The organism is Mucilaginibacter puniceus (assembly GCF_054783175.1).
This window is the reverse complement of record NZ_BAAGRB010000002.1, coordinates 1,422,237-1,434,726: the sequence shown is the minus strand read 5'-3', so window position 1 is coordinate 1,434,726 and position 12,490 is coordinate 1,422,237. Positions and strand designations below refer to the sequence as shown.

The 12,490-nt window shown below is 38.6% G+C and carries 11 protein-coding genes; 2 read left to right on the top strand and 9 right to left on the bottom strand.

Annotated elements, in window-relative coordinates:
* Positions 1-24: 24 nt before the first annotated feature.
* The 3 genes from ACYVJ6_RS13470 to ACYVJ6_RS13460 form a co-directional block, all read right to left on the bottom strand.
* Positions 25-1,098, bottom strand: coding sequence for a glycosyltransferase family 2 protein (locus ACYVJ6_RS13470; protein WP_460694593.1), 1,074 nt, complete (start codon positions 1,096-1,098; stop codon positions 25-27).
* A 40-nt stretch (positions 1,099-1,138) separates the two neighbouring features.
* Positions 1,139-2,113, bottom strand: a complete 975-nt coding sequence (locus tag ACYVJ6_RS13465; RefSeq protein WP_460694592.1) for a hypothetical protein — start codon at positions 2,111-2,113, stop codon at positions 1,139-1,141.
* 126 nt (positions 2,114-2,239) lie between these two features.
* Positions 2,240-3,961 carry a glycoside hydrolase family 3 protein gene (locus ACYVJ6_RS13460; protein WP_460694591.1) on the bottom strand — a complete coding sequence of 574 codons (1,722 nt, stop codon included), beginning with the start codon at positions 3,959-3,961 and terminating at the stop codon, positions 2,240-2,242.
* Between the two features lie 128 nt (positions 3,962-4,089).
* Here ACYVJ6_RS13460 and ACYVJ6_RS13455 point away from each other — a divergent pair, with 128 nt between their 5' ends.
* Together ACYVJ6_RS13455 and ACYVJ6_RS13450 are read left to right on the top strand one after the other, a co-directional pair.
* Complete coding sequence (locus ACYVJ6_RS13455; RefSeq protein WP_460694590.1) at positions 4,090-4,761, top strand: porin family protein; 672 nt, start codon at positions 4,090-4,092, stop codon at positions 4,759-4,761.
* Between the two features lie 106 nt (positions 4,762-4,867).
* Positions 4,868-5,683, top strand: coding sequence for a class I SAM-dependent methyltransferase (locus ACYVJ6_RS13450; protein WP_460694589.1), 816 nt, complete (start codon positions 4,868-4,870; stop codon positions 5,681-5,683).
* Here ACYVJ6_RS13450 and ACYVJ6_RS13445 read toward each other — a convergent pair.
* From ACYVJ6_RS13445 to ACYVJ6_RS13420, 6 genes are all read right to left on the bottom strand, one after another.
* A complete protein-coding gene (locus ACYVJ6_RS13445) occupies positions 5,680-7,518 on the bottom strand; it encodes an ABC transporter ATP-binding protein (protein ID WP_460694588.1) in 1,839 nt (612 codons plus the stop codon). The genes ACYVJ6_RS13450 and ACYVJ6_RS13445 overlap by 4 nt on opposite strands.
* 87 nt (positions 7,519-7,605) lie before the next feature.
* A complete protein-coding gene (locus ACYVJ6_RS13440) occupies positions 7,606-8,700 on the bottom strand; it encodes a glycosyltransferase family 4 protein (protein ID WP_460694587.1) in 1,095 nt (364 codons plus the stop codon).
* A gap of 14 nt (positions 8,701-8,714) precedes the next feature.
* Positions 8,715-9,458, bottom strand: a complete 744-nt coding sequence (locus tag ACYVJ6_RS13435; RefSeq protein ID WP_460694586.1) for a glycosyltransferase family 2 protein — start codon at positions 9,456-9,458, stop codon at positions 8,715-8,717.
* Positions 9,459-9,496: 38 nt separating this feature from the next.
* Positions 9,497-10,438, bottom strand: a complete 942-nt coding sequence (locus ACYVJ6_RS13430) for a glycosyltransferase family 2 protein (protein WP_460694585.1) — start codon at positions 10,436-10,438, stop codon at positions 9,497-9,499.
* A gap of 113 nt (positions 10,439-10,551) precedes the next feature.
* The gene (locus ACYVJ6_RS13425) at positions 10,552-11,547 is read right to left on the bottom strand and encodes a glycosyltransferase family 2 protein (protein ID WP_460694584.1); all 996 of its coding nucleotides are present in this window, start codon (positions 11,545-11,547) and stop codon (positions 10,552-10,554) included.
* Positions 11,548-12,432 (bottom strand): glycosyltransferase family protein, encoded by an 885-nt coding sequence (locus ACYVJ6_RS13420; protein WP_460694583.1) that lies wholly within the window; start codon positions 12,430-12,432, stop codon positions 11,548-11,550.
* Positions 12,433-12,490 lie beyond the last annotated feature (58 nt).

The following is a 12,490-nucleotide window of genomic DNA, read 5'->3' as shown; positions in this document are numbered from 1 at the left end:
GGTGCTAATAAATTAAATGGGCAATTATTTAACTAGCCGGCCTTTCCACATGTATTTTTTGGTATTACCTAATAACCCAATATATACTACATATATACTGTGTATTGGTGATAGTATCGGTAGCAAAAATATTAAACCCATCCGCTTAAAAAACGAGGTTATCTGCAAAAGAAAAACAGTTTCAAATATGATTTTTAATAAAAATTGGATCAAGAACAGTTGAAGGAATTTTATATTGTAAAAACCCAAAAGTATATTTACAATTATTGACAAATTAAACAGCCATATGCTTACTGCAAGGGCAACTATTTTTTTGTCTTTATATTTGGTTGATTTGGATGCCCAGCGCCTCCGTTGCTGTAAAAACTCTTTTAAATTATGTTTGGCATGTGTATAAACTATAGCTTCACGTAATTTTAAAAAGCCAATACGTCCGGGGTAGCGAACGGCCACTTTTTGCAATAATAATTCATCATCGCCCGATGCCAGTTCATCAATACCGGTAAAGCCGCCTACTTCATAAAATACATCTTTACGATAAGCGAAATTAGCTCCATTGCATGTTGAAGCCCTGCTATGACCGATAAAAGCAGCACCCATTCCAATTAGGTATAAAAACTCAAGCGTTTGCAGCCGTTCAAATAGGGAGGCCTCCTCAAAATAAGTTACCGGCGACGATATCATTACAAGTTGTTCTATTTCGTAAAATCCTACTATAGATGATAGCCATTTGCTACCCATGCGGCAATCGGCATCGGTGGTAACCATTAGGTCGCCTGTAGAAATGCCAATGGCTTTGGCAATAGCTTTTTTCTTGTATGAGTTTAAAGGTTTTGCCTCATTTAATGTCAATAATATAACGCCCTGGGCAGCATATCTGCTAATGATAGCGGATGTGGCGTCGGATGAGTGATCATCAACAATAATGATCTCTGTTAAATGCTTAGGATAATCCTGCGCCAAAATATCCTCAATGGTATAGTGTATACGTTCAGCCTCATTGCGGGCTGCAATTAATACCGTTACTTTAGTAGTAAAGTTGGTAGCACTAATTAAAGGCCGCCTTAAGTTGGTCCATCCTTTTATAAGATAAACCATTAATAACAGGTATAACCCTGTGAGCAATAAGCATATTATATTATAAATTTCGATCAAAGAAGCTAAGTTTAAAAATGGATACCGACCCTAAAATAGCGGGAATAATTAAATTTATGAGCCAAATGGATGTGTATGCTGCAATTACCGCAGCAAGCTGATCGGTTACATAGGCAAATAAAGTAACGGCGGCTGTGCTGCGTATAGCTATATCTACCAAGTCAAGCGATGGCAGGGCCGATTGGATAAAGAATACGATGAACACTAACATCATAATGGTAAAAAAAGGCAGGTCAGGAATAAGTAAATGGATAACCAGGTAGTATTGAAACGAGAATGTACAAAAACGCGCCAGGCAAAAACCTATAACACTCAATAGTTCGGTAAGCTTATATTGGCCCATTACGTCAAAAAAGCGGTGATATTTTTTTAGGAATGAGATACGGTTTAACAACCATACCAGCCATTGAATATTAAAATAGAGTATTAAAAAAAAGGAAATAAATACTACAGCAAAAATTGATAATACAAATAGCAGCCAGGTATCCAGTTGTTTAAAAGTGAAAACAAACAACATTAATGATACGGCTCCAAACACATTGGTAATTACAAGCTGGCCAATGGTACCAACCGCCATAGCAAAAACACCATGTATGCGCTTGCTGGGTGGTAAAAACATTACCCGGCCTCCATATTCGCCTATGCGGTTTGGGGTAAATATAGCCCAGGTAAGGCCGCTAAATACCCCTTCAATTGCTATCCATAATGATATAGGTAGCAACTTCCGGGTTAAATATTGCCATTTTAATGCTTCCAATATCCAATTAACAAACATTAACAGCACAACAACTCCCATTATTATACCTACGTATATATGGTCGAGTTGAATAATAAGGTCTTTTAACTCTTTAAGATTACTGCCTTTTTTTAAATATTGGTGATATATAAATGTAAAAGCTAAAACCAGTAGGATGGCTTTAAATAAAATAGATAGTATTTTTTTTGCAGAGTTTGTCAAACGGTAAATATTTTTGCGCAATGTTACGAAAAAGACGGGCAAGCCGGTAAACCTTAACTTGAACTAATTATAGCGCTTTTTAATAACGACAAGTACAATACAATAATAAAGAATGTTTGTTTCACACTATAAAGCCAGTCCGGCCCCGGTTGTGAAAAATGTATTTATGCTTACGGGTAATTTTCCTGTTGGTTTTAATATTCCGGTTATAACTTTCACGGCCGAACGTTGCATCTCATCGCTCATTTGGTAACACACCATTAACGCATTGCAATTTTCAATGCCGGGCAAACCTGCAAGTGTATATGGGTTAGCAAAAACACTAATTACCGTATTTTTGCGCGAGGCAACAATTGAAATAAAACTTTTTATGGCATTACTATAATCCAACGTACTTTGCGGGCGCGGGCGGGTATCATTAATGCTCACAAATACCTGGTCATATTCCTTTAACATTGCTAATACCTGGTTTAAATAGGTGATGGAAGAATTTTTGTCTACCGTAAACATTTTACTATTGGCATACCATTTATTTAACTCACGTTCAAAAACAGTAAATGTATTTACACCGATACTTATAATAGCTGTTTTTTGCAGCGGATTAAGCCTAAAGGACGATTCGCTGCCTTTTAATACAGTTACCGCGGCATCGCTTAATTGCTGAACTAACTCATTCGCAGTATCCCGGTTCAAATCAGCAACTATATCCTGGGTTTGCGCATCTTTATAGTTATTTAACCCTGCCCAATATTTAGCTGCAAGCACTTTTTTAACGCGTGCATTAAACTCGCCCATGCTTATCTGCCCCTTATGTATAGCCTTTTTGATCTTTAAAATGGCTTTATCTGTATTTTCTGATAATTCAATAATATCATTACCAGCTAAAAATGCTTTTACTTCAGCTTCTCCTGCAGGGTAGTATTTGGTAACCGCTTTCATTTCCATCGCATCAGATACCACCAGGCCTTTAAAACCTAAAGAGTCTTTTAAAATACCGGTTATTATTTTGCGGGACAGCGTAGATGGCAGGTTACTACTATCTAATGCAGGTATATTCATGTGGGCTATCATAACGCCGCTTATGCCTGCATTTATAGCTTCTTTAAAAGGATATATCTCTAACGAGTCTAAGCGATTACGGGTAAATGGCAAAACAGGCAGGTCAAAGTGCGAATCAACATTGGTGTCACCATGGCCTGGGAAGTGTTTGGCTGTGGTTAAAAGGCCTGCATCCTGCATACCTTTCATATAAGCTATTCCCTTTTGTGCTACGTTATACTTATTGTCGCCAAATGAGCGGTAATTAATAACCGGGTTATTTGGGTTGTTATTTACATCCATATCCGGCCCGAAATTCATGTGCACACCCAGCCGCTTAAAATCATAAGCTACCTGTTGCCCCATTTTGTATATCAGGTTATTATCTTGTATGGCACCTAATGTCATTTGATAGGGGTAGGATATGGTCGAATCCAGCCGCATACCTAAGCCCCACTCGCCATCCATGGCTATCAGTAAAGGTACTTTTGATTCTTTTTGATATTGATTGGTCAAACTTACCTGGCGACCCGGCCCTCCCTGGAAAAAAACTAAACCACCGACATGCAGTTTTTTGATAACATTCGCCACCGAATCTTCATATCGTTTGCCTCTGTTGGTATGTGCTCGAACAAAAAATAACTGGGCTATTTTTTCTTTACGGTTTAAATGTTTAAAAACAGAATCGACCCATTGGTTTTGCCGGGATAGTAATTGAATGTAGCTTTCTTGTTGCGCCAGGGCGGGTACAGCAATTATATTCAGCAATAGTAGAGCAGTAATTTTTAAGCGTTTTTTAACGGGTAACATGAATCAAAAGTAGGTTAAAATGAATTAGTGTGTGCATTTTATTAGCGCGTAATAAATAAATGACAAAGTAAATAAACCTTTAAATGGAAATATGTTCTAAAACTTATCAAACACTAAAAATAACGACTATGAAAAAGACTACTTTTTTTATAATGGCTATAGCATTGCTGGCGATAGGTTCAGTACAAGCGCAAAGGCGGTATGGCCCGCAAAGAAATAACCAACGTAGGGTGCAATCATCTTCAACCCGGTATGATTTTTACCAGCCAAGAGTAGGTATAGTAGTAGGTGGCAATATTGCAAATACCGTAAGCGCCTACAATTCTAACTATAGTACAGATCCGCTTTTGGGTTTTAATGGCGGTTTAACTTTTGATATACCCATTATTTACCCGCTATCATTTAACCCCGAAGTTTTGTTTTCGCAAAAAGGGTATACCGCTGCAACTACCAGTGGTAATTTTACGCAGCGCACCAATTACATTGATATACCCTTACTGGCTAAATTTAAGCTGGGCCCTGTAGTTAATTTTTATGTTGGTCCGCAACTGGCGTTTTTGCTATCAACCAAAAACACTTATGATAATAGGTTTACCATTACCAGCCAGCAGTATTATGAAAACACTAATGATAAAAAGGCTATTGTTAACGGCGTACTGGGTGTAGGTTTTGAAGTAAATAAGTATGTAGAACTACGCGGACGTTATGCTATTGATATGGGCCGTACCTATGGCGATGCTTACACCCCCGATTACCGTAACCAGGTTTGGCAATTTGGTTTAGGCATAAAATTTCAATAAGATCCTGATAATTTAAGCTACGAAGGCCCCCGATTTATGGGGGCTTTTTTATTTTTGTGTTCGGATGCCTAATGAATAAAATTCAAAAAAAAATGCATCTTTAAAAATGCAAAGTAAAATAACCGGGGGCGATACTACTTTAATATTTACAGCCAGGCTGCTTAACAAGTATGATGTAAAATATTACCGCTGTAATGAAACCGGTTTTATACAAACAGAAGAACCCTATTGGCTGGATGAAGCTTACTCATCAACCATAACCAAGCTGGATATTGGTTTGCCCTATCGAAATATAAATTTGGCCGATACGCTGAGCAAGGTATTGGTAAAGCATTTTAATTATAAAGGCACTTTTTTAGATTACGCAGGGGGGTATGGGCTGTTTACCCGTTTAATGCGCGACAGGGGCTTTAACTTTTACAATACCGATAAGTATTGCCAAAATATGTTTGCCCAGTATTTTGACTTGACTGACCTGCCACCCGGTACCCAATTTGAAGCAGCAACCGCTTTTGAAGTGTTTGAGCATTTTGCAAATCCATTACCCGAAATTGAGGAGATACTTCAATTTTCTGACAGTCTGATCTTCACCACCGAGTTACAGCCCGATGATAATTTAAAGAATGTAACCGACTGGCATTATTTTTCGCCTGAAATTGGGCAGCATGTTTCTTTTTATAACACCGCATCATTAAAATACATAGCCGAAAAACTGGGGTATAATTTTTATACCGACGGCTCATTTATCCACCTATTCACCAAAAAGGTATTTAATGAAAACCCGCTGGCGGCACCCAAAGAAAGTTTTTGGTTACGCAAGGCCCGGAGGCTGGTAAAAAACCAGGACAGAAAACTAAATGGTAAACTGGAAAGTTTGCTAATGACTGATTGGCAGTATATTAAAGATAAGCTGAACGGTTAATCGGCAAAGGTTTGCATATCAATCAGCCTCTTATATAAACCGTTTTTTTGCAGTAACTCGCTATGTGTGCCCTGCTCAACTATTTTTCCGGTTTCTAACACTACAATCATATCCGCGCTTTGTATGGTACTTAAGCGGTGGGCTATAATTAACGAGGTACGGTCTTTCATCAGGTTATTTAAGGCATCCTGCACTAATTTTTCCGATTCGGTATCCAAAGCGGATGTAGCTTCATCCAGCAGCATAATAGGCGGATTGCTCAACACGGCCCGGGCTATACAAATACGCTGACGCTGCCCGCCTGAAAGTTTAGTGCCCCTGTCGCCAATATTGGTTTGGTAACCTTGCTCGGTTTCGAGGATAAATTTATGCGCGTTGGCAATGCGTGCGGCAGCTTCTACCTGCTCAGGCGTAGCATCTGTTTTACCAAAGGCGATGTTGTTGTAAATAGTATCATTAAACAGAATAGATTCCTGGTTTACCACCCCCATCAACGCCCTTAATGAATGTGTGGTAATATGGTTAATGTCTTTATCGTCAATAAAAATATGGCCCGATTTGGGTACAATAAACCTTGGTATCATATCCATTAAGGTTGATTTACCACCACCTGATGGCCCTACCAGCGCAACAGTTTTACCTTTTTGTACAGTGAAATTTATGTTAGATAAAATAGGCTTCTCATCATAGGCAAATGATACATTTTTAAAATGGATGCCTTCTTCAAAGCCGGAGATAGCAACCGCATCAGGGGCATCTTTAATGGCCGGTTTTTCATCTATTAAGGCCAAAACACGTTCGCCGGCGGCAATACCGGAATGTATTGCACTAAATGAATCGGATATAGCTTTTGCCGGGCGCATCAGTTGCGAGAATATACCGATATAAGCGATGAACTCACCGGCCGTAAATTCTGATTTTCCGTTTAATATCTGGTCGCCACCGTAAAGTACAATGAATGATATCATAGTTACAGACAACGCTTCAGAAACCGGCGAAGCTAATTGCTGCCTGCGTGCCATTGAACGGCTAATTGCCGAATATCTTTTATTTTCGTTACTAAATTTATTTTTAATAAAATCAACCGCGTTAAAAGCTTTAATTATTTTAATGCCTGATAGTGCTTCATCCAAATAGGTGATCATATTACCATATGATTGCTGGCCGGCAGTAGCCTGTGCTTTTAATCGCTTAACTATGCGCGATATAATGAATGCCGAAACCGGGATAATTAATAAGGAGAAAAAAGTAAGCTTTGCCGAGATAGAAAATAGCGCAATCATATAAGCTATCATGGTAAGTGGCTCTTTAAATATAACCTGCAAAGTACCGGTAACTGAGTATTGCACCACCTGCACATCAGAAGCCACTTTTGATAATATGTCTCCTTTGCGCTCATTATTAAAATAGCCCAAATGCAAGTCCATTACGTTGTTAAATACGGTGTTTCTCAAATTAAACAAAGTATGCACCCGTAAATTTTCCATAGTTCGTTGCGATAGGTACCTGAACAGGTTGCCCATAACTACGGCTATTATAACCACCCCGCATATGAATTTTAAAGCTCCCCAGGGTCCGCCATAATTAGCCATGTAGTATTGTATATAATACTGAAACAGATCGCTCAAGTGAAAGATAGACGGTGCAGGGCCGGTAGGGGCAGCGGTAACAGCTGCAGCGCCGCCTTCGCTTGCAAATAATGTATTTAGTAACGGGCCCAATAGCACCAACACCATAGTGCTAAAAAACACATAAAGCAAGGTGAAAAGGATATAAGGTATAGCAAATTTTTCAATTGGCTTGGCAAAAGATAATAGCCGGAAATATGTCTTCATTAAAGAATTTTAAAAAGGCAAATCTAATGGTAATTAATCAATAACGGTAAAAGCCCGTTTTATGTGATATTATGATTATAAAACTGTTTAGCCGTTAACTACTTTACGGTAAAGTGCTAAACTACGCTCGGCAACTTTTTCGCCACTAAATAATTTTACCTGTTGTTTTCCTTTGTTGATCAGGTCGGCGCGCAGGTTGTCATCAGTTAAAACAGATTTTGTGGTATTATACATGCTATCTGCATTATGCGGGTCGAAATAAGCTACCGCGTTACCGCCAATTTCAGGAAAACAGGTTGCATTAGCAGCCGCAACCGGGCAGCCTGCATGAAATGCCTCCAGCAACGGTATGCCAAATCCTTCTAAATACGATGGAAATACAAATACCTGTGCCTGTGCGTATAGTTGTTTTAATTCGTCCTCAACAGCATTTACCTGCATACATTGATTGGCAATATGTAAGGTGGTAAGCAATTGCTCTTCTTCAGCGCTAAACCTGCCGCCCCCGGTGCAAACCAGTTTAAGCTCTTTATCCTCATTTAACAATGGGGCAATGGCTTTTACAAAGGCAATAAAATTTTTATAAACTCGGCGTTCGCCAACGTATAAAATATATTTACCTATGGTATTAGCTACGTTGGCAGGCATTCCTGTAAAATCAGAACTTAAATGTATCACCTCAATTTTATCAGCAAACTGCGGATAGAATTTAATGATATCCTGTTTGGTATAATGCGAAATAGCAACAATGGCATCGGCATGTTCCATCACCGTTTTTTTCTGTGCTACTACTTTATCGTTATCTGCAAATTGGTTAGGCACCAACTCATGTATCATATCCGGAATGGTAATTACATAGGGCTTTTTCAGGCTCTCTAAAAAGTAAGGATCATAATAAGTAGGATGCAGCACATCAAAATTTCCTGAACGGATATTGAAACTGGAATAGCGCCTGTTCCATCGATAGGTTCGGTTAAAATGACCGGTAAATATCTTTTTACCTAACGCGTTATTTAAAGGGATATCTATGGCTTTTATATACTCGTTCTCTGAATATAGCGTAGCAATTTTAGAAGTCACACCCGTTATTTTGTTTAAATCATCATTTAAATTGGCAAAATAGCGCGATAAGCCGCCGTAACGTTGTATAGTAAATGTTTGATGATCAAATAATATTTTCACAATAGCCGTTTAGTTTAAAAATCGTCGTCAGTTGGTATGCGGCGCAAATATCCTTTAGGGTTGATGTTTTCTTTTAATACCCTGAATGCATAACGTAAGCCGGTACCAAAACCATGGTATTTAAATATCAGCCGTAATTTTTCGCGCTCAAAATTGCCATCAATTCTTAATGATGAAACGCCTGTATCATTAAAAAAGGCAATGGTGAGGTCAATATATTCAAACTTAAACTCGCGCCAGCACTCCATATTAAACACATGGTCGGCCGATATTTTATAGCGGGTGTTAAACCGGTGCTTAACAAAAACTTCTTTAGGGTAAATAATAGCCTGGTGGCATATGGCCCCTTTGGCATGCTGATAGGGCGTAACCTTGCCACGGTATTTGCCACGGTTGGTCATCACGTTTGAATAGTATATAACCGAATGATCTTTTAACTGGTGGCACATCGTCGAAAAATCATCCAACAGTGTATCATCCGCACCTAAAAAATAAACCCACTCGCCGGTAATATAGTCAATGCCGTTGTTCATGGCCGCGTAAATGCCGCCATCTTTTTCGCTTTTCCAGGTTATTTTATTATCGTTTGCTTTAAGGATATCGACAGTGCCATCGGTACTGGCACCATCCATTACAATAATTTCAATGTTAGGGTAGGATTGTTTGTAAATACTATCAAGGCAATTTTGCAGTACATCAGCAACATTTAGTGTTACAATAATTATGGAGACTTTAGGATGCGGGTTACTTTTAGCCATGTAATTATAAAGCACAAATATAACAATTAGGGTTATCCTTATGGTTTGCTAAATACTTTCTTGATTTTTTGTCCCCAAATGTTGCTGTAAATATAGTTAAGCATATTGAGTTTGCTTTTTTTGCGGATGTATAGTACCGTTTTACGATGCTTAAATAATAAGGCGCTTAGCCTGGTTGATACGTAGCTATTTACACGTTGGGTATAGGCTTCATAAAACTCATCAACCAAAGATTGATTTTTATTTAGGGAAAAATCTTTGCAATAGCCCAGCCATTGTTGCATACGCTCAATTTTGATAACAGACGATAATCTTTTGCTTTCCTGCTTATCCTTTAGGCGTAAAATATTGGTATCGTTTTTTGGATGTTGACGGTATTTAACCAGGCATAGCGGAATATAACCTATGGTTCCCAAATTGGTAGCTACATAAGCCAGCCACCAATCATGAAAATAATCTTTCTTTAGGGGCAGGGCGTGGTCCAGCAGTTCACGTTTCATTAATATGGCATGACCGGATACGCAGTTAAAAAACAAAAATGTTTCGGGTTGTCCACCACTGTACATATTTACAATGTCTGACATTTTTTTATTCATCGAAGATCCATCCTGTTTAATAAACTCCGAATCATGGTAAATAAAAATATTATCGTTTATAGCTTTAACCTGTAAGGCGATTTTCTCGTGGTCCCAAATATCGTCCTGATCGCACAAGGCTATGAATTGGCCGGTACACAATTTTACAGCACGCTCAAAATTTTGCACAAAACCCAGGTTATTTTCGTTTTGGTGTATCTTAAACTGCGGATATTTGGCAGCATAATTATTTAGTATCGTGTAAGTATCATCAGTTGAGCAATCATCAACCACCACTATCTCGATATTTGGATAGGTTTGGTTTACCAAAGTATCTAATTGCTGCGATAAATACGCAGCACCATTGTAGGTGCATAATGCAATTGATACTAATGGGTTTTCCATTCTTAAATATACAAATTGTCATTTCGAACGAGGAGAAATCTATACACACGCTAATCTGAATATGTATAGATTTCTCGCTATGCTCGAAATGACAAAGGGTTAATTTTTGTTTTTTATAATTTAATTTTCACTAAATTCTTATCCTTAACCGAAGCCTTAATCTTATCCACCACATTAAATATAGTGATCTGGCTATTGTTTTGAGCTAATAACTCTTTTAATCTATTCCTGTATTGATTTATTAACGCGCTGTTTTTAAAAAGCTCGGTATAGCTCTTCCATATCCAAAACTGGCCAACCAGTAGTTTGGGTATCAAGTCTATTAATGTTATTTGTATATACCATCCAAATAAAGCCAATCCATCTAAGTGCAAGGCGTGAAAATAAAAGCGGTTACGGTAATAAATGCTTTTAACCCATTGCGCGGTTTTATAGTTTTTTGTAGTGGCCGATATTTGATGGCGGCATACAGCCTCATGCTCATAGTAGCATTTCCAGTTCAGCTTCCAGGCGCGCATGCTTAGTTCCATATCCTCGCAATAAAATGGCGAAAACAGTTCATAAAATCCGCCTATCTGTTTCAGTTTGGTCGCGTCAATTAATGCATTGGCGCCCGATAGGTAAAGCGTGTATAATTGATCTTGTTTGTTATCGGTATAATAAAAATAAGCTGTTTTTAATTTTAGTCCGTTAAATTTTGGCAGGCGGGCAGCGTCCTGGATGTTGTCGCCCTCCATATCAATAATGCGGCCCATTACGCCAAACGTATCAGGCATAGTAAAATACTTCCACTGGCTGCTGAAATAATCGGGCGTTAATTTAACATCCGAGTTAAGCAGCAATATCAAATCGCAAGTAGCAGCCTCAATACCCCGGTTACAGGTGTATGAAAAACCACTGTTTATTGGATTAATAATTAATTTGACGTTGGGGTATTCGGCCTGTAAAAAAGCAACCGAGTCATCGGTAGAAGCATCATCCACCACAATAATTTCATAAGCAACACCTTGGGTTTCAATAGCCGCCAAAGTATAAGGTAGGTATTGTTTTAACAGGTGTGTGCCGTTATAATTAGGTATAACTATAGATATGCTTTTTTTATCAGCCACTTATTTTACAATTTTATAGTTACGGTACTCGCTTACGCGCCACCCTGTCCAATCCTCAATTTTTTGCAAAATTTTACGGCGCAAAGTCATGTGTTTATCTAACTCGTTTAAATCAATATTTAAATTCCAATTGGTTGAAGCTATGCGCTGCTGCATTACTGCCGGGTGCGTATCAGTAAAATGTATAAGCCTGTCGGGGTTTTTATGGGTATAATCAAATTCAAAGGTTTCGGGCAGGTTTTGCTGCATCCACGCATCATCATGATAAAAGCGGTTAAAGTTGCGCAGTTTATTGGTTAAGCCTTCGGGTGGTTTTACCCAGCCGTAATGATATATATAGGCATCGATCAGCTTAACCTGTATCTTGCGTCCACCCCACCTAAAACCCTGTGCGTCGCGGTAGGAGTGTACGGCTTTATTATTACGCACTATCCTTATCTCGCGCCTGTACCATCTGCGCGAATGGCCATAATAGCTATATGAGCCATAAAAGTGCAGGTACTTAAATAATAGCCCTTCTACTTTACTATCATTCAAATTATCTTCCATTTCTTTTTTTATTAACGGAAGATATTTTTCATGCACACATTCATCGCCCTGTATGTAAAATGCCCAGTCAGCATCCGGTGATATAGCAGCAAAAGCTTTATCGGTTTCGTCGGCAAATACCGTCCCGCCTTCGCGGATGGTTTCGTCCCAGGTAGTATATATGATCTTTATTTTAGGCGAGTTGATATTTTTGATGAGTTGCCCGGTTTCATCATCTGAATTACCCACAGCAACTACAAACTCATCGCAAATGGATAGGATAGAAGTAATTGCCTCAACAATAGGGTAATCGTTTTTTACTGCGTTCCTGATAAAAGTAAACCCGGCAACCTTCATTGAGTAGTATTTGCGTTAGGAGGCAAAGATAGTTTTAATAATAAATTCGAAATTGAAA

Bases quoted from the DNA above. Each gene is read 5' to 3' on its own strand.
- ACYVJ6_RS13470 (WP_460694593.1), bottom strand. From the start codon at position 1,098: ATGGTTTATCTTATAAAAGGATGGACCAACTTAAGGCGGCCTTTAATT.
- ACYVJ6_RS13460 (WP_460694591.1), bottom strand. From the start codon at position 3,961: ATGTTACCCGTTAAAAAACGCTTAAAAATTACTGCTCTACTATTGCTG.
- ACYVJ6_RS13455 (WP_460694590.1), top strand. From the start codon at position 4,090: ATGAAAAAGACTACTTTTTTTATAATGGCTATAGCATTGCTGGCGATA.
- ACYVJ6_RS13450 (WP_460694589.1), top strand. From the start codon at position 4,868: ATGCAAAGTAAAATAACCGGGGGCGATACTACTTTAATATTTACAGCC.
- ACYVJ6_RS13445 (WP_460694588.1), bottom strand. From the start codon at position 7,518: ATGAAGACATATTTCCGGCTATTATCTTTTGCCAAGCCAATTGAAAAA.
- ACYVJ6_RS13435 (WP_460694586.1), bottom strand. From the start codon at position 9,458: ATGGCTAAAAGTAACCCGCATCCTAAAGTCTCCATAATTATTGTAACA.
- ACYVJ6_RS13430 (WP_460694585.1), bottom strand. From the start codon at position 10,438: ATGGAAAACCCATTAGTATCAATTGCATTATGCACCTACAATGGTGCT.
- ACYVJ6_RS13420 (WP_460694583.1), bottom strand. From the start codon at position 12,432: ATGAAGGTTGCCGGGTTTACTTTTATCAGGAACGCAGTAAAAAACGAT.